We start from the raw sequence: 18,358 nt of genomic DNA, 5'->3' as shown, positions 1-18,358 counted from the left end.
GCGGAATTAATTAGCGAGAATATGTCTGTATGCCTTAACGAGAAGGATAATGCCGGCTGCTAAAAACCCACCGGCCAGGAAAAAAATACCCAAAAATCTGATCAGGTCCGATTTTTTTGAAGTTAACGGAAGAACGGGCAGATCGATATACTGGATCAGGGGAGTCTCCCGCATCAGGGAAGTTTTGGCCGATTCCATGCTTTTAACCAGCTCGATATAATTCGCACGAAGAATATCGATATCCGTCTGAAGACGTTCACGGGAAACATAGGCAATTTGCCGGCTGGGATTGCTGTGCGCATCACCAAAACTTGCCCTTCCCGATAATGCGTTATTATAAGCATTGCGGACGGAATCCGTTCTTTTTTGGATCAGGGATAAATTAAGCCTGGCCCTGAGGGTCTTGGTTTCGATATAATAATTTGTAACCTCATCGAGTAAGGTTTCCAGGAATTTTTTAGAGAACAACTCATGTTCTGAACTGCAAATTACAGACAGGATCGTTGTACCTTTTCCCTTCCTTTCGATTTTAATGCTCCTGGAAGTAAGATCTTTGTAGATATTCTCCAGGAGACGGTTCTCGATCAGCATTTTTCGCTGAGCAGCAGGATTGACGGGATTGGTGGGATTAGCGGGATTGGAGGGATTAGTAGAATCAGCCGGATCAGCCGGATCAGACGAATTAGCTGGCAGAAAGGTTTGATGGAAATAAGGTTTGCCTTTAAATTCCTTCAACCATTTTTCGCGGAAGTCCAATGAATCCAGGAAAAAATTGGCGAGGATCAGACGATGCCCATTTACGTCAACAGATCTGCGCAGCGTTTTTTCCACCAACAACCGGGATTGCATTAATTCGACAATATTGGTCATGCTGCTGAATACCCCACCGGCATCCGGGGTGGGTCCTATCCCCAACTGTTCGCTTAATACTGACAATCCGCTCCTGGCAGGGCTTTGGGTTGCTTCTTCATCCAGGGCAAAAGTGATCTCCGCGCTATAGAGCGGTTTTTTAAAAAAACTGTATATCCCGCCTCCGATACTTGTAAGGATAGCCACTGCCAAAATTATTTTCCACCGGGAAAGGAGATGCCTCCCCCCCTTTCTGATCAGGAGGATAAAACGCCTGGGAGAAAACTCATCAAATATTCTGGATGCATCCGGATCTGGAGAAACAACCGTCATTGGTCAATGATATAATTTGTGAATGATATTAATTGTGAATGCTACTATTGGTCAGCGATATTATTTGTGAATGATATTATAGGATAGGAGGACCAAAGTAGCCAGGCTGACTATGATCGATAAGATTTCTGTGGGTCTTAACCGTTCTCTTTCCCGTTTAACGGGAACAAAGATCTCCGCGCCGGGACTCAGGGTTGGATAGTTCTTAAAAAAGAGAAAGGACCGGGTGCCCTTTACAGAGCCATTGGGGTAAACGACATAGGACTTCTTTCGGGACGACTTTTCACTAAATCCACCGGCCCCAATGATATAATCCTTAAAATCCAGTCTCTTATCATATCGGACAAGTGCCGGAAATAATACTTCCCCGTTCACCCGGACGGTCTGAAGCTGTCTGGGGATGCGCAAGGTGTCTCCGTCATTTAACAGGAGATCGTATTCGGATCCAGGATGTTCCAGGATCTTTTGCAGATCGATATTCACATTTTCCGATCTTTTAAGCATGCTGGCCGATAAATCGTTCTGCAGGATGGCCGGAGATGATCCTGCCTGGAAATCCTGTTTCAACAGATTTCGCAAGCCCTGTTCATTATTATTCTGTTCGGTCTTTGTAAAATTCTTGGTCCTTACCAGGACAGCGCCGGCTAAATAGGCCTGGGGTGTCAATCCTCCGGAACGTTTGACCAGATCAGAGATCCGGTCATTTTTTGTTTCCAGGGTATACTTACCGGTAAAGATAATCTCTCCTTCAATGACGGCATTTTTCTGTACAAAATAACCCGGAGCAGGACGAATAGCCACCTCATCAAAAGGAAGGAGTACAAATTTTCCCGCCTTCGAACTATCTCTCAGATCCAGGTTGATATCTTCCTGGTAGATTATGGCCGTGACGGTGTTTTTTGATAAAGGGTCAGCGTCTTTGATTCTTCGCGATATTTCCACCCGTTTTACGGAAGCGGCTTCTTTTAGACCGCCGGATAACAATACAAGATCCCTGACGGTGATCCCTTCCTCATACAAAAATATCCCCGGTGCCGAAACCTCTCCTTCAATGCTCACATAATACCCTTCTTTGAGGTCAAATTTTGAAAAGATATTGATCCTGTCTTCTTTGCGTAACACGATATCCGGCGTCTCGCCCTTCAACAGTCGTTCAGGATCGAACGATACGATCTCCGGGCTCAGATCGTCCTTAAGCCGGTGCAGGGAAGCCCTGCTGGTAAAGGCATCCTCCCGGATCCCATCGGCCTCATTTAGTAATTGTAATAGGGTCATCCCGTCTTTTAATTCATATTCCCCGGGCCGGTAAACGGCTCCCCGGATACTGACACGGTTGACAAACCTGTTCAATATTTTTCCGATGATATAACTGTCTCCTTTCCGGGGTATGACGGTTTCCACGTCCTCCTCTGTTATCGTAGTGACTCTTCTTTCTTTGGATGTATTGGTAAAGACCTGTATCCGGGCCGTATAGGCATTATCGGTAAATCCTCCCGCATAACGCATGATCTGGCCAAGCGTTTCTCCCTGAGCGACATCGTAAAGGCCTGGCTTTTTTACCTCTCCCTTGAGGGCAATACGGATGGCATAGGTGTTAATCCTTATTACATCCTGGTCCATCAGGTGAATATCATTTTTTTTAGTCCCATTCACCAGGTATTGATAAATGTCGATAGTAGCTAACAAGGAATTGTTCCGGATCACCTGGATATTCCGGAAAGATCCATTCTGATTGGGCCCTCCGCAGGCATACAGCGCATTATACGCGGTGGCCAGCGACGGAAGGGTATATACACCCGGGAGTGCAGCTTCTCCGATGATGGTGACCCTTATGCTGCGGATCGTACCCAGCGTCACCTCCACCAGGGTATGTCCTGTCTTTATATCTGAAAAGACAGTAGACGCCAATCGTCGGGTTATGCTTTTTTTTGCCTGCTCGATCGTCTGACCGCTCACGGTAACCAGTCCAACCACGGGTATTCTTATGGTGCCCTCCGGAGAGACTTTTAGTTTGTAGTTGGCCTCAGAATAACCGGAGACATCGATCAATAGTTCATCATCGGCGGCCAGGATATAATTTTTGGGAGTAGGTATCCTCAGGTTCGGCTCAAAGGTCAGTCGTTTATTATTGAATACATCGAAACCAAAATTCCTGGTGGTCAGTTCTGCAAAAGCGCTGCTGAAATCGCTGACCGGCTTTTGTTCCAGAGCGCTGATCGAATCCTGCTGCCGGTCTGCGCCGGCAGGTCTGGAAGGTGGCTGAAAGGACTGGTAATTGGATGCAGTCAGCGATTTACGCATAGATTCCACCCTGGCCTTTAATTTGACTACCTCCACAGGGCTCATCCCTTTTTGAAAGGCCAGTTGTTCGATCTGGTCATCCTTAAGACTCAACCGGTCAGACTCAATGATAAATTTCCTGATCTGCTCATCCGTAAGCTCTTCCACCCTTACATTACTTAGATCCCCGCCCGTTTGCGCCAGGATGGTTACCTGGAAAAATAACAGGAGCGGAAATAACAAAATGCCCCGTTTAAGGAGGGTACGCCAGGCAAAAAAGGTTGAATTAATGAAAGTCATCAAAAAAATTTTAGGTAAAAAAATTGATTATCAAACACTTGTATAAATCAATTTTTTAAAAATCCATTCAGGGGAATTTTTACCTGACCAGCAAAAATGATATATATTATGACTCCCCCAGGTTATCATTGTATTAATCCTTTGCCCGGGCCAACCCTGCTGTAAAAAATGTTATTCCTTTGATCCGGGACATCGCCGTGAAACTTTCCTAATGGATCAATTTTTATATTCAAAAACAGGACAAAAAAGACCGTTTAACAGATATTATCTCATTGATCATAAGGTGCTTTTTTTAACTGGTTTCTTTTTTTACCTTATCTGCCCCTATATCCTTGGGATCAATGGCGCCTTTTCGGACTACCCGGGAGTCGGGCTTTTCCAGCAATCCTTTCAACGGATTCCACCAGACAGGCTGCAATCCTATATGCTGATCACGTTATCCTGGATCCCTGCTTTTTTCCTGGGCCATTTCTTTTTCAAATTTTTTATCCCCGGGAAAAGAGCGCTCCGTCTGTACCCTGCTGATTTTACGACCCGGGCCGTAACTTATCTGGCCATCCCCCTTTTTTTCGTGCTAGTTTTATTTGTGTATGTTTCGAGAGGTTCCTTGTTCGGATCATTCGAAACCTATGATGTGGGGCAACGGGGAAAGTTATCCACGCTGGTTATCCTGTATGATTTTTTTCTGATCTACCAGTTGGTCAGCAAACAAAAGATTTCCTTTTTGCTGGCATCAGGAACGATCCTGAATGCGCTATTCCTGCTGCTCGCAGGAGGAAGATTGACCGCACTTCAATGTTGTCTCGTCTTTTTATTATATAAGACTTCCTTCGCACCCAAAAGATGGACCGGTCTGTCTATTCTGGCCTTTGCCCTGGCAGGATTCCTGGTAGGCAGCTTTATAGGAATATCAAGGGTTGGGGCCGGATTCAGTTTTGAACGGGCGTTTTTTTCCCTGGCGGCCGAACCTCTTTTTACCTGGTTCAGTACGAATACTTTCCTGGCTTCCAATGCCATACCCCTATTCAATATGCCCTTCAATTTTATGACCTCTTTTTTTAACCTGGTTCCCAATACCTTGTTCCATGCCCGTCAATTCGTGGTGTCCGTACCGGCCATGGGCTATACTTATGAGAACCCCTTCGGTGCAGATAGCTTGTGGACAAACCTGGTTATTAATTTTGGAGCTTGGGGTTCATTCTTATTTGTTTTTATCACCGGGTTTATGTTGAATTTCTTAAGGCATCTTTCCGAAAATAACCGGTTTTGGTCCGTGTATTATATCCTGGTTTGCGCCATGCTGCCCTTCGAATTCTTCAGAACGGGGTTCTTTATCCTCAATAAAGAACTTTTTTTCAATTTCCTTTTCCTTCCCGGGGTGATCCTTTTTCTAATCAGACTTATTAACTGGTTCCAAAATTCCCTTGAATCCTATTCTGCCAGGGTAGCGGGCATTAAATAAAACAAAAAATTGTGAAAAAAATTTATTCGATCCAGGTTTTAAGAGGCATGGCGGCGATAAGTATCGTTCTATATCATATGCTGATCATAGAAAAAAAATATTCAGGCGGAGATCTTTATTTACCTTTTTTGTTCAAAATGGGGCAATCGGGGGTGGACCTTTTTTTTGTGATCAGCGGTTTTATTATGGTTACGATAACGGGGGAAGGAAGTAAAGTGAGTACCGGGAATTTCCTGTTACACCGGGCGGCAAGGATCTACCCCAATTACTGGTTCTACTTTTTAATTACTCTTTCTGTGTTCCTGATCAACCCGTCCCTGGTCAATTCCTCACAAGGCAATTCCACCAACTTTTTTACCTCCTTCCTCTTGCTCCCTTCCAGAAATCTGCCGTTGGTGCTGGTAGCCTGGTCATTGATCTTCGAACTCTACTTTTACCTTATCTTCTCCTTTTTACGGAAAGGGAAAGGTCCGCTCTTTTTCTTTGGACTGGTCTGTTGGCTGGCAGGTCTGCTCCTTATCAATACCTGGCTACCTTCATATGCCAATCCTTCTGCAAATCCTGTGGTCGCCTTATTGACCAGTCCATATTCGATTGAATTTATTGCAGGGGCTCTTGCCGCAATTACCATTTCGCATAACCTGCTGAAAAAGGTACCGGTTAAGATCTTCGTATTGTTTATTATCCTGCTGTTTGTCCTTTATCCTTTTTTCTTTTTTTCTTTCTATAGCACAGAACGCAGTGGTCTTTTCCTGCAATCGATCCTGTTCGGGATCATTTTCGCCCTTTTGTTGATCTCCTGTGTTTCCATCGAACAGAAAACAGGCATCCGGTTTCCCAGGTTCCTCATCCGGCTGGGGGATATCTCTTATACGATCTATCTTTCGCATGTGCTGATCATGGGGCTGATCGGAAAAATCTGGGCCGCTTTTTTTCAAAAACCCGATTCGATGCTTGATAATCTTTTAGTCATGCCAGTCATTTTGGGGACAGTCATTTTCTATTCCTTCCTGGGGAATCGTTGGATCGAACGACCTTCATATACTTTTTTTATCAGGCTCCTGAGTCCCACCCCTAAAAAAACAACCTCACCCTTACTTATTAATACAACTCCTAACGGATGAGAATCGGCACTGCCTTAATTAAAACCGGTACGAATACCCTAAAGGACGATTTCAGGAAAAATAATAATTTTAATCTTGTCCGGATCTATCTTTCCCTGAGCGTGGTTTTGTATCATATCTTCGAGCTGAGCGGTAATCCAGCCTTAGGTTTTTTAACCCGGTATGTCAATGTCGACAGGGCCGTGGAAGCTTTTTTTATCATCAGCGGATACCTGGTTATTAAGAGTTATGAGCGCAGTTCGTCGCCAAAAGATTTTTTTGGCAAACGATGGCGTAGGATCTATCCTGCCTATATTTTCCTGATCCTGCTCTGCGGCTTGTTGGGGTTTTTGATTTCCAGGTTCCCGACAGCTGTTTACTTCAACGCTCCGGCCTTGTATAAATATATTTTTTTCAACGCCCTGTTCCTCAATTTTATTCAACCCGACCTTCCCGGGGTCTTTGAAAGTAATCCCTTTACAGCGGTAAATGGTTCCTTATGGACCCTGAAGATCGAAGTGGGTTATTATATCCTCGTCCCCTTCCTCGTATATCTATGGTCCAAAATAAACAGATCTTTTTTATGCGCCATGCTGTTCGTATTATCAGCAGGGTTTTATACCCTGATGATGGGGCTTTATCATCATTCTTCCCAGGAGATATATTTGTTCCTGGCCAGACAGTTGCCAGGCGAATTGTTATATTTCATTTTGGGTGCAGGTGTCGCCGGAATCGATCATCTTCCCTCTTTTAAACGTATACTGTCCTATATAGGTCTGCCCTGTCTGGCAGCCCTGTTCTTTCTGCCCGGAAAGGCTGCGGGGCATCTGGCTATAGCCGGCGGACAAGTGGTGCCATCCGGATTGGCATCCGGAGAGAAATGGGGACTGGCTGGGAATATCCGGGGACTTGCCGGGAATATCCAGGAACTTGCCATAGACATATCAGGACTGGGAGCCGAAGCGCTGGCTCTTGGCGGGGCAGTTTTTTTTGTTGCCTTTTGTATTCCGGCCATCCCTTATCCCTTTAAACGGGAAGATTTTTCCTATGGTCTGTATATCTGCCATTTTCCGGTGATCCAGGTAATGGTCCATTATGGGTTGTTCAATCACTTACCCTTTACAGGTCTGGTATGGAGCCTGGTGATCTCGGTTCTTTTAGCGGTACTTTCCTGGTTTTTTGTGGAAAGACCATTCCTGGTAAAAAGGAGGGTAAAGGCATGAAACGAATCATTGGTATCATTGTTACCTACAACGGCCTTCACTGGATCGAAAGGTGTCTGAGAAGCCTGACAGAAAGCTCTTACCCATGCCAGATCATTGTTGTCGATAACGGTTCGACCGATACGACCACGTCTTTTATCAAAAGGGAATTCCCCGGGGTAACCTTGATCGAAACCGGTAAGAATCTGGGATTTGGGCAGGCCAATAACAGGGGATTAAAGATAGCGTTGGATATGCAGGCGGAGTATATATTCCTGTTAAACCAGGATGCCTGGGTGGAATCCGATACGCTTTCTTCTCTCGTTGCGGCTCAACTAAAAAACCCAGCCTATGGAATTGTGAGCCCCACCCATTTAAATGGCAAAGGGGTCGCGATGGATCGTTACTTTCTGGAATATTTCCGCCAATCAGGGATTAATGGATACCTGAATAAAATGATCCTTCGCTTAAAGGATGAAAGTAGATGTGAGCAGGCCGGGGCTAGTCGTGAGCAGGCAGAGGATAATCTTTTGATAGATACGACATTCGTTAATGCCGCCGCCTGGCTTATCACGAGGGAATGTCTTCAAAAGGTCGGGGGATTCGATCCCATTTTTTTCCATTATGGGGAAGACAGGAATTATACCCAAAGAGTTTTGTTTAAAGGGTTTAAGATCGGGATCCACCTCTATTCAAGGATCTGCCACGACAGGGAAGACCGAATCAGGGAAGACCGAATTAGCGAGGACCGAATTTCGGATACTGACGGGAACAGGGTTTCTGATACGGTGGCGGACAAACAATACCACTTTAAAAAGGAATGGGAACATTTTTTAAACCAGGTATGCGACATTCGAAGGCCAGGATATAAGTCGCTGATCTTCCGGCGTTTTTTACGGTATTCCCTGTTAACCGGTCTGCATATATTATACTTTAATAAAACCCGGCTCCTGTACAATTACGGCATGGCTAAAAAAATTCTCTTTTCCATTCCCCGGATACACAGAAGCCGCAGCAGGTCGCAGGCAGAAAATTGTTCACAATATCTTTAAATCCGGTTCTTAAAAAGGGCTGTATATTTATTGTTGCAGCTGGCATTAATGCCGGTATCAAAGAATTTCTTAACAGCCTTGATCCCCATGAGTGAAAGTACACAACAAAGGAAATGGAAGGAAGTCATTACTTCCCGTAATACTATTTTATCGCTGAATCTGAAGGAGATCTGGGAGTACAGGGATCTTTTGTCCATTTTAATGCGCAGGGATATTCTGGCTATTTACAAACAAACGATCTTTGGCCCCCTTTGGTTCTTTCTCCAACCGGTCCTGACTACCCTTACTTATACTATCGTATTTTCCAATGTCGCCAAATTACCTACATCTAACCTGCCACCCGTTCTTTTTTATCTGAGCGGGCTTATTTTATGGTCCTATTTTTCCGAATGTATTATAAAAACATCCGGTTTTTTCAGAGACAACAGCCAGATCCTTACCAAGGTTTATTTTCCCCGCCTTATTGTTCCGCTCTCCCTGGTATTGACAAACCTGCTTCGTTTTTCCATACAGCTTGTCCTCTTTTTTATTATCTATGTCTATTTCTTTGTGAGGGGTACCCGCCTGGAACCTAATTCCTTTACTTTTTTTTTACCATTCCTCGTTCTGCTGACCGCATTGTTGGGATTGGGATTAGGAATGATCGTTTCCTCCCTGACAACCAAATATAAAGACCTGATGCATTTACTGACCTTCGGGATCCAATTGCTGATGTTCATGTCTCCTGTAATCTTTCCCTTATCCAGTTTTGACCATAGCAAATTCAAAATACTCATTATGGCCAATCCCATGACGGGAATCATCGAAGGCTTCCGGTACGGGTTTTTCGGGAAAGGAACCTTGAATCTTTCCTTATTAGGGTATGATACGGGATGTGCCGTTATTTTCCTGGTCCTTGGCCTCCTCATTTTCAATACTGTTGAAAAAAATTTTGCAGACAATATCTAACGCAACCGAATGGCAAACGATATCATAGAAGTAGAAGGGCTTTCGAAGATGTACAGACTGGGTGAAATCAATACCGGCTCCCTGAGCCATGACCTGACCCGGTGGTGGTCCAGGATGCAGGGTAAAGAAGATCCCTATCAATTGATAGCAGAGACAAATTTTCGCCAGGTAAAAGGGAATTCCGGTTATGTATGGTCTTTGAAGGATATCAATTTTTCCGTCCGGGAAGGAGAGGTATTCGGGATCATCGGAAAAAACGGGGCCGGGAAGTCAACCCTGTTAAAACTTTTATCCAAGATAACTAAACCTACCAAAGGATGTATAAGGATCGACGGCCGGATCGCTTCCCTTCTCGAAGTCGGTACTGGTTTCCATCCCGATCTGAGCGGGAGAGAGAATATTTTCCTGAACGGAGCGATTCTTGGCATGAAAAAACAAGAGATAAGAAACAGGTTTGACGAGATCGTGGATTTTTCCGGAATAGAAAGGTATATAGATACGCCGGTCAAACGTTACAGCTCGGGTATGTTCGTCCGGCTTGCCTTTGCCGTGGCGGCACATCTGGAGCCCGATATCCTGATCATCGATGAAGTGCTGGCTGTGGGAGATGCCGAATTTCAGCAAAAATGTATGGGTAAAATGCAGGATGTTTCCAAAAAACAAGGACGAACCATCATTTTTGTAAGCCATAATATCGTTGCCATCAAACAATTATGCACCCGCGCTTTATTACTGGAAAATGGTCAGGCAAAGATTACCGGGTCCCTGGAAAAAGTGCTGGAAATCTATCAATTCTCTGAAACCGACACGCAGAAAGGCAAAAGACGTAAATTACCGGAGACCGGATCCGGCTTTTTCCTGGATTGGCGTCTGGAAGGGCAAAGAGCGGCTGATGCCCATAGCTGTTTTACCGGTGAATATATTCAACTGGTATTCCGGTTCCAATCCTTGGTCGAAATGTCCGGATGCCAATTCCATCTGCTGATCCGCTCCACAGACGGTTTCATTGTCCTGCATGCAGACAGCCTGGGGTTTTCCGGGAAAAATTTCTTTCTTGTCCCCGGCATTCACGAACTGAGCTTCCAGGTGTCCTTACCCATAAAAAAAGGAAATTATGAGTTGGAAGCCGGTTTAGTAGCAGGCGGTAAACTGATCGATTCCTGGGCAACCAGCACCCGGCTCAGGGTCCTCGACCATTTCGAAGGCCAGCAGGATGATAGTTATGCCGGTATGTTGAATATTAAAACCAGTTTCAGTGTTATTACTGCTTCAGCCCTAAAAAAACAAATGGAATGATATCCATTATCATTTGTTCCATCAATCCCAACCTTCTTTCTAATCTGAAAAGGAACATAGCCGAGACTATTGGAATGCCATATGAGATCATTGCTATCGATAATTCCATAAATAATTGGGGAATTTGCAAAGTATATAACCAGGGCGCGGAAAAAGCAACTTACCCTATTCTTTGTTTCGCCCACGAAGATATATCCTTTGTCACGAACGATTGGGGTCGCCTGGTTTGCGCTCATTTCTCCGATCCAAAGACCGGATTACTGGGTCTTGCGGGGGGAGATGCCAAAAGCCTCGTTCCTTCTTCCTGGTCTATCCCGGTGGTCTCCAATGAGATCAATATTTTTCAACATTACCGGTCCGTTACCGAGCCATCCCGCCATATCGTAGTCAGAAGCCCGGACACTTTAGGTTCAAAAGAAAGAGTGGTTTCCCTCGACGGCGTCTGGTTATGTACAAAAAAGGAAATATTTTGTCAATTTACCTTCGACGAAAGAACTTTCGGCGGGTTTCACGGGTATGATATCGATTATTCCCTCCAGGTGAATACCCTGTACAAGGTATATGTGATCTTCGATCTGGTGGTCCATCATTATTCAGACGGCAAACCGGATAGAAAATGGGTGGAAAGCGCAATTTTAGTAAGTAAAAAATGGAAAAATAAATTACCGGTCTCCGTTTACGATCTTCCCTGGTCTGCCTACAATATTCATCACTGGCAATCGCTCCAGGTATTTCTCCATAAATTGATCCAGCTGAATTATGAATTTCCTGTCATCCTGCGCCATTACCTGAATTTTTCGTTTACGCGATTCTTTACCTTCCGGCAATTCTTTTCCATGGGAAAATATGTGATCCTGCAATTAATCAGCAAAAAGGAAAATTCCCGGCCAAAAAGAGAGGTCAAAAATTTTTCCGGAAAAACCGGCTGAGCCGGCCGGTCTGGGCAGGCCCGGCATGCGTAGACCCGGAATGCGTAGGCCCGGAATGGACGTCCTCCTTTTTTATATTATCGATCGATAAGGAAAGTTGAAAGATATCGGCTTTTTTATCAGTGATAAAAAAGAGCGGGTGTACGATCTCCTTTATCTCTCCGAGGGGAATATCTGCATGGGCATGGCCGGCATTCCTGGTATGAATGGCCTTATCTCCAAAACCAATATTGGATACCAGGTTTTCGTTCGGGGTGATGCAAAGCCCATTATTGACCAGGATAGAAAAGGCCATCGGGTAATCCCAGGTAATGATCTTTTTTTCATAGACCTGTTGAGCCATCCCGGTGACCCAATCCGCCGTTCTCCGGTCAGGAAAAACATCGATCATCCTGTCCTCTGCCGCGAATTGAGTAAATACTTTCATGTCCGGGTCGCACTGCCGCCATACTCTTCTCCAGCTTGCCCAACCCCAGATGGCCGCTATCCCGGAATAATAATAGGAGGCATTCCCTCTTTTACGACCGAATTGCAAATTCGACCCGGTAATATGCATGATGCGGGGATCGTTCCGGTACCGCTCCAGTAAGGAAGAGCAGAAACCAAAAAAATCCTTTGCCGGCAAACAATCATGTTCCAGAATGATCCCCTCTTCCTCCTGCTCAAAGAACCAGTTCACCGCGGCAATAATCCCATATTTCGTTCCCAGGTTTTCTTCCCGGAACAGCGTATGAACCTGGCAATCCCAATCTACCGCCTCCGCAATCTTCCGGGTCAAAGCGCAGGAGTCCGTATCTTCCGGCACTCCGGGACGCGGGCCATCCGCAGCAATATACAAACGCTCCGGTCTCGCCTCCCGTATCGCTGAAAATACGCGGGAGCTGGTATCCGTTCTGTTGAAAACAATAAAAAGGACAGGTGTCTTTAGGGAGTTCATTTAATTAAGATTTATTCGATTCATTTACTGATCCTTTTAAAGGCCCTGCGCAGCACTCTGAAAACATTACCGACCTTTTTTCCCACCCGGTAATCCCTGGAATTCAACAGCTCGTCCAATCTTTTTTCCAGGAACCGGGAAGTCGCGTATAACGCTACCTTATCCTCATATTCGGCTACATACAGTTCATGGAGATCGTGTATATAAGAATCCCTGTTTCGTTGAAAATAACTGGCCCCCCGTTCGTTAAACACGCAAATAACCATATCCACATATTTAGCAGACAGGGTCTTTTCCTTAAAACATTTTACATTCAGATTAAAATCAGCATAGATGGGAAAATTAAGATCATACAATCCTATTTTGTTAAATACCCGTCTCGAATAGAATATTGCCTGGTGGTTGATGTTCTCCAGATTTCGTATAAGCTTCAAATAATTCTTTTCCTCTCCTTCTTTCAGTCCGCTATGCTTGAAAATAATATTACCGTAAATAAGATCATATGTTTCAAAATCAGGCAAGCTGAAGATCCCTGATAAAACGTTTTCCTGATAAAACACATCATCGCTCCCCATAAAATACAAGTAATCACCTTTTGCCAAAAGAATTCCTTTGTTCATGGCATCATAAATTCCTTTATCCGGTTCCGAAATATACTTTATGAAAGAATGGGCAGCGCTGAATTTTTCGATCAGTGCAATGGTCGTATCGGATGATCCACCGTCTATTATCCAACATTCCACCCTTTCAAACCGCTGTTGGAGAATGCTGTCCAATGTCGCTTTCAGCGTTGCGGAAGAGTTGAAGGTGGGAATGATTATCGTAAGTATCGGATCCTGCATAAGGCTAGGTTTGAACAAGTTGCAGGATTAACTTTCGTATTCCGGAAGGAATACGCTTTTTTATTTTCCGGATCATCAACGTCCGGCTTGATAAACCAGCATCGGTCACCAGCTTTTGTTTGGCCAGTTGCTCTTGTCTCCATTCCACATAATGACAAGGAATTTTGCTCAGGGCTGAAAACCCGGATTGTTGTAACTTTTCTCTGTATTCGCGGTAAATTTCCGCCAGGTCCTCCCTGTCGGCGGCCGTAAACCGGTTGAAAACAGGATGAAATACGATTTTTTCAAAGGGCTTGAATGTACTGAAATGGAAGAAAACCAGAGGAAATTGTTTATTAACCCGAAAACTTCCCTCATCCCTGCTCAAGGATCGTTCATGAAAATTCCAGGGGCCCATATTCAACCCCGGATGATGGGATATATAGGTTTTTTGGAAAAGCACCGGGACCAGGTTCATCCATAATTGGTCCACGAATAAGCCTTTGGAGAGATCATGATACCCAAACAAATAGGTCCGTTCCTTCCACCATTTCAGCATATCTATGGTATTGGGGGTATGTTTTAATCCCAGGAAACCCAGATTGTATATGCCATAATTTAAAAAATCGGATTCCATCGGAGTTTTATCATCGACAGGGATCGGTGTCAATATATGCGGGGTCAGGATAATATCGTTCGTTGTCAAAATAGACGAAAGCTCAGCAAAATCCCGGTATACACAGATATCCGGATCCAGGTAATAAACCTCATCCGCCTTAAGCGTGGAAAAAAAATGAAGAAAAAATTGTGGTTTTACCGCCGTATTTAATTCCACAATAGTATACTTTCTGGCCAGGCTATAAATGCCGGATTCAATCTCGCCGGCTTCCAGTACGGTGATGCCCGGATACCCATAATCGATGGTATCTCTTTTTTTATCCACCAGGCCGATGTAAAAAGAAAACCCTGGATTATGTAATAAAAAGGACCGTCCCAGGACAAGCGCCTGGGAATAATAATTATTGGAGCAAAGGGTAAACGCTATTTTCATATCGGGTTGTTAGCGATGGTCGACGGTGTTCTCTCCGATACTCTCATCAAAATTCTCTTCGGTCATATGATCTTTCCTGCCCGGTGGAGTGATCCATTTCTTCAATTCAACCGAATAGGTCTTGACCAGTACGGCTGGATTTCCGAAGATCATACTATAATCCGGAAAGGAATGGGTAACGACTGACTTAGCGCCTACCAGACAATATTTCCCAAGGGTGACCCCGGGTAAAATAACAGCATTGTAACCGATAGCCGTATAGGCTCCAATTTTGACATAACCCCTTGACACCAGGCGTCTTTTTCTAACAGAAACACCTTCTTCCGGGACATTGCTATGCGTATGATCGGAGATAAAAATAAAATCTGCGGTTTCTACACCATCCTCCAGAATAATCTTATTGATAGCCGTGATCATGGCAAAACTTCCTATATGAACATCATTACCTATGATGATCCGGGGATCGAATTTCTGGTTGGAATAAGGGTAAGCATCATATGCCGAGATCCATGCCTCCGGCCCTAAATAAGAATTGTTCCCAAAGCTTATATATTGTTTGCCCTCGACTGGTCTTCTGGGGCGGCAAATGGTGGTACCTGTTCCCGTTCGGATCCCAAAATTCGGAGCTTCGTTACTCGCGGTCTCTTTTACAGGAAAAATTTTTCTCTTTACAAACCTCAGTAACCTTCGTATCATCAGCATTTATTTTTAGGTGATTGTTTACTTTATGTTTTCATCAGGTTATCCTTTTTGCTTATTACGTTCTGGCCTCCTCTGAACATTTTAAGGGTAAGGAATTCCTTTTCTTTTTCCTTTTCTTTTTCCAGAAGGGAAAGCAGACTGATATTCTTTTTATTTGCCCTGACCAGAATCCCCAAAATACTATTCATGACCAGCATAAAAGAAAGGATAAGAAAAAATAAGATCTCCAATCTCAGACTTTTTAATAAAACAACCAAGGCTATGCAGGACAGGTTAACCAGCAAAAGAATTCCGGTGGCCTGTAAATGGGATAAATTCAGCTCCAGCAAAAGGTGGTGAATATGATTCCGGTCGGCTTTGAATGGGGACCTGCCTTTTAGCACCCTAAGCCAAAAAGCCCTTGCTGTATCGAAGACCGGAATGATTAAAAGAGCAAAGACAATGGCAGGGGCCGCCGGAAAAAGAAGCGCGGTATTCCTGAATGGTCCCAGTTTGTTCATTTCTATAAAATTAATCGCAAACAAAGCAATCAGAAATCCAAGTAATAAAGAACCCGTATCCCCCATAAAGATCTTCGCCGGTGTCCGGTTGTAAATAAGAAATCCGGAAAGACAGCCGCACATGGCTACTGCCATAAAAAAATAGCCGGAGTCCTGCATTTGCCGGAAATAAATAGCGAAGCACAGACAGGAAAGCAACCCAATACTTCCTGCCAGGCAATTGATCCCATCTATCAGATTAAAGGCATTGGTAAGTAAAAGGATAAAAGCAACGGTGATCAATACGCTTATGGCATAGGGCATCTCATACCATCCGCAAAATCCATGAAAACTGGTAAGACGGATACCTGCGAGTAGGGTTACGATCAATGAAACAATCAGTTGGGCGAAAAATTTTTTTAGGGGATTTACACCGATCAAATCATCCGTCAGACCAAGCCAGCATAAAATCAGTGCGGAAGCAATCAAATAATTCAGATGGCCGATGCTGTTTTCAGGCAGGAAAAAAACAATGGCAATGGCCATAGCGGCAAAAATAGCCACACCCCCAAGATTAGGGGTACGGGTCCTGTGGATTTTCCGGTCTTCCGAAGGTTCATCGAAAAGATGTTTCCTGTGGGATATATAAATGACCTTCCGGATAGTATAACAAACCACCATAAAAGTAATGACGAATATGAACATAGGATGAAAAGGCATAATCTTCTGAGGTATTAACATTTTAAATGTACCCGTTATTCCTATAAAGTCTTTTAACTGATCGTTATCATAAGATTAATTTTATTTATCTTTTCCACATTCCAACAATTGTTTTATAAATTGGTTTTTCACCGAAAAGAGCAACTAGTTATATATATGCGTATTGCCCAAACCATCTTTTTTTTGTTTTTCCTGCTGCCTGCAGCTACAAAAAGAGACATCCCCGTTATCGGATACCGTTTAGTCTGGCACGATGAATTCGAAGGGAATCTCCTGGATAAAACAAAATGGGCTTTGCGGTCTCCCGGAAAAAGAGGAGATGCCTACAATTGCGAATCTGCCGCACAATTAGACGGCAAGGGGCACCTGCTACTAAGTATCACGAAAAAAAACGATTCGGTTTTCACAGGCATGATCGCTACCGAAAACCTGTTCGAAACACGGTACGGCTATTTTGAATGTAAGGCCAAACTTCTCCGTCTTAAGGGCAGTTGGGTTGCTTTCTGGTTGCAATCCTCAGCTAATCAGGATAATGGCACACCGGAAAAAAATGGCGCCGAGATCGATATTTTTGAATATTTCCCCAATTTGGATACGAACTCGGTTACACATATGCTTCATTGGGGCGGATATGGCGCCACCCATAAAAGTTCCGGGCCTGTTCGCGTTTTCCTGAAAAAAACAGTGGACGACTATCATACCTTCGGTTTGGAATGGACTCCGGAAGGTTATTCTACCTTTGTTGACGGAGTACAGACCTACAAGGGTCATAGTCTTATTTCAAAGGTTCCGGAATTCATGATCCTGAGCATGGAGGCGGACAGTAAGGTAGCCGGCCCCCTTCAGTTGACCGGTGATCCGCAATATTTTACTGTCGATTATGTCAGGGTCTACAAAAAAAAAATATAGTTTATTTGATTTCGTAATTATCGACAAATGATCTCCTGATCAGGGAGATTCCTTCCTTTGGAAATTTCCGGATATAACCCATCAGATTGTTCATTCCGCCCATAATTGAAAACAATATCAGGTAACGGATAAACCCTGCCCAATCCTTTTTTCGAAAATTCAGGAATACCTGTATTTTATAATAACGCGTTCTGTATCTTTTTATCCAGTAAGCAGGTTCGCGCCCCATGGTCAGCCAGGTTGGCGCCGCGTGATCCTTCCCCCTGACCTTACGTAGTTTACCGATCCTACGCAAACAGGCGTCCCGGATAACGGCATAATGCCATAAGGTGGCTTCGGCCTCTTTGCCGGCATTGGAAATAGCTCCTTCATGGATCCTGTAATTATATAAGGGCATATCAATGAAAAGCACGGCTCCTGTCTCTTCCAGCTGATAATAAAGATCCTGATCCACCGCTTTTTTATTCAAGGGGGAAATACCGCCGGTCAGGACATAGGCGCTTTTTTTGAAAGTGGCAAAATGATGAATTCGTCCATCACTCAGCAGTAAATAAGGAATACCGGTTGGGAGCGCACGCGGGTATCCGGCCATCCGGATGACCATTAACGATCTATCACATATATAATGGGTAGAGTGGATCAAACTGCAGTTCGGATTTTCCCGGTGGGCCCGTTCCATGATTCGCAAGGCCTCGCGGTCCAGGGAATCATCCGGATCGAGAAAAGCCAGTATAGATCCGGTTGCCAGCCCGGTGCATCTTCTTTTGGTAAATCCGCATCCCTGATTTTTTTCATTCCGGAAAATTTTAATCCGGGGATCATCGCCGAATTTTGTAGCCACCCGTTCAAATTCATCCGTAGAGCCATCATCCACAAGGATAACCTCCCAATCCTGATAAGTCTGGCATAATACGCTGTCCAGGGCAATCCCCAGGAACCTCGAATTATTAAAGTTGGCTATCAGGATGGAAATAAGCATAAACCG

16 protein-coding genes are annotated in these 18,358 nt (G+C 44.3%); 8 read left to right on the top strand and 8 right to left on the bottom strand.

Annotated elements, in window-relative coordinates:
* Window positions 1-6 precede the first annotated feature (6 nt).
* Window positions 7-1,182, bottom strand: a complete 1,176-nt coding sequence (locus ACX0G9_RS05070; protein ID WP_459063773.1) for a Wzz/FepE/Etk N-terminal domain-containing protein — start codon at window positions 1,180-1,182, stop codon at window positions 7-9.
* A gap of 60 nt (window positions 1,183-1,242) precedes the next feature.
* Window positions 1,243-3,762 (bottom strand): SLBB domain-containing protein, encoded by a 2,520-nt coding sequence (locus tag ACX0G9_RS05065; RefSeq protein WP_459063772.1) that lies wholly within the window; start codon window positions 3,760-3,762, stop codon window positions 1,243-1,245.
* A gap of 211 nt (window positions 3,763-3,973) precedes the next feature.
* On the opposite strand from ACX0G9_RS05065, the gene ACX0G9_RS05060 reads away from it, so the two are divergent.
* The 7 genes from ACX0G9_RS05060 to ACX0G9_RS05030 all read left to right on the top strand — a co-directional run bounded on the left by ACX0G9_RS05060 (window position 3,974) and on the right by ACX0G9_RS05030 (window position 11,754).
* A complete protein-coding gene (locus ACX0G9_RS05060) occupies window positions 3,974-5,224 on the top strand; it encodes an O-antigen polymerase (RefSeq protein ID WP_459063771.1) in 1,251 nt (416 codons plus the stop codon).
* Between the two features lie 11 nt (window positions 5,225-5,235).
* A complete protein-coding gene (locus ACX0G9_RS05055) occupies window positions 5,236-6,348 on the top strand; it encodes an acyltransferase family protein (RefSeq protein WP_459063770.1) in 1,113 nt (370 codons plus the stop codon).
* Window positions 6,345-7,550, top strand: a complete 1,206-nt coding sequence (locus tag ACX0G9_RS05050) for an acyltransferase family protein (protein WP_459063769.1) — start codon at window positions 6,345-6,347, stop codon at window positions 7,548-7,550. The genes ACX0G9_RS05055 and ACX0G9_RS05050 overlap by 4 nt, the downstream gene beginning before the upstream one ends.
* Window positions 7,547-8,581 carry a glycosyltransferase family 2 protein gene (locus tag ACX0G9_RS05045; RefSeq protein WP_459063768.1) on the top strand — a complete coding sequence of 345 codons (1,035 nt, stop codon included), beginning with the start codon at window positions 7,547-7,549 and terminating at the stop codon, window positions 8,579-8,581. Before ACX0G9_RS05050 ends, ACX0G9_RS05045 begins: the two co-directional genes overlap by 4 nt.
* 87 nt (window positions 8,582-8,668) lie before the next feature.
* The gene (locus tag ACX0G9_RS05040; protein WP_459063767.1) at window positions 8,669-9,529 is read left to right on the top strand and encodes an ABC transporter permease; all 861 of its coding nucleotides are present in this window, start codon (window positions 8,669-8,671) and stop codon (window positions 9,527-9,529) included.
* 9 nt (window positions 9,530-9,538) lie between these two features.
* Window positions 9,539-10,825, top strand: a complete 1,287-nt coding sequence (locus ACX0G9_RS05035; RefSeq protein WP_459063766.1) for an ABC transporter ATP-binding protein — start codon at window positions 9,539-9,541, stop codon at window positions 10,823-10,825.
* On the top strand, window positions 10,822-11,754 hold the full coding sequence (locus ACX0G9_RS05030; RefSeq protein ID WP_459063765.1) for a glycosyltransferase: 933 nt from the start codon (window positions 10,822-10,824) through the stop codon (window positions 11,752-11,754). Before ACX0G9_RS05035 ends, ACX0G9_RS05030 begins: the two co-directional genes overlap by 4 nt.
* Here the strand turns inward: ACX0G9_RS05030 and ACX0G9_RS05025 are convergent.
* From ACX0G9_RS05025 to ACX0G9_RS05005, 5 genes are read right to left on the bottom strand one after another with little or no spacing between them, the layout of a single operon-like run.
* Complete coding sequence (locus ACX0G9_RS05025; protein WP_459063764.1) at window positions 11,726-12,691, bottom strand: hypothetical protein; 966 nt, start codon at window positions 12,689-12,691, stop codon at window positions 11,726-11,728. The genes ACX0G9_RS05030 and ACX0G9_RS05025 overlap by 29 nt on opposite strands.
* Before the next feature lie 20 nt (window positions 12,692-12,711).
* A complete protein-coding gene (locus tag ACX0G9_RS05020) occupies window positions 12,712-13,533 on the bottom strand; it encodes a glycosyltransferase family 2 protein (protein ID WP_459063763.1) in 822 nt (273 codons plus the stop codon).
* Window positions 13,534-13,537: 4 nt separating this feature from the next.
* Complete coding sequence (locus ACX0G9_RS05015) at window positions 13,538-14,563, bottom strand: hypothetical protein (protein WP_459063762.1); 1,026 nt, start codon at window positions 14,561-14,563, stop codon at window positions 13,538-13,540.
* 9 nt (window positions 14,564-14,572) lie between these two features.
* A complete protein-coding gene (locus tag ACX0G9_RS05010; RefSeq protein WP_459063761.1) occupies window positions 14,573-15,259 on the bottom strand; it encodes an acyltransferase in 687 nt (228 codons plus the stop codon).
* Between the two features lie 29 nt (window positions 15,260-15,288).
* Complete coding sequence (locus ACX0G9_RS05005) at window positions 15,289-16,464, bottom strand: MraY family glycosyltransferase (RefSeq protein ID WP_459063760.1); 1,176 nt, start codon at window positions 16,462-16,464, stop codon at window positions 15,289-15,291.
* A gap of 156 nt (window positions 16,465-16,620) precedes the next feature.
* Here ACX0G9_RS05005 and ACX0G9_RS05000 point away from each other — a divergent pair, with 156 nt between their 5' ends.
* The gene (locus ACX0G9_RS05000; RefSeq protein ID WP_459063759.1) at window positions 16,621-17,373 is read left to right on the top strand and encodes a glycoside hydrolase family 16 protein; all 753 of its coding nucleotides are present in this window, start codon (window positions 16,621-16,623) and stop codon (window positions 17,371-17,373) included.
* A 1-nt stretch (window position 17,374) separates the two neighbouring features.
* On the opposite strand, the gene ACX0G9_RS04995 is transcribed toward ACX0G9_RS05000, so the two are convergent.
* The gene (locus ACX0G9_RS04995) at window positions 17,375-18,352 is read right to left on the bottom strand and encodes a glycosyltransferase family 2 protein (RefSeq protein WP_459063758.1); all 978 of its coding nucleotides are present in this window, start codon (window positions 18,350-18,352) and stop codon (window positions 17,375-17,377) included.
* Window positions 18,353-18,358: the final 6 nt, after the last annotated feature.

The sequence above is a fragment of the Flavitalea flava genome, assembly GCF_054461575.1.
This window is presented reverse-complemented; position numbering and strand designations above follow the sequence as displayed.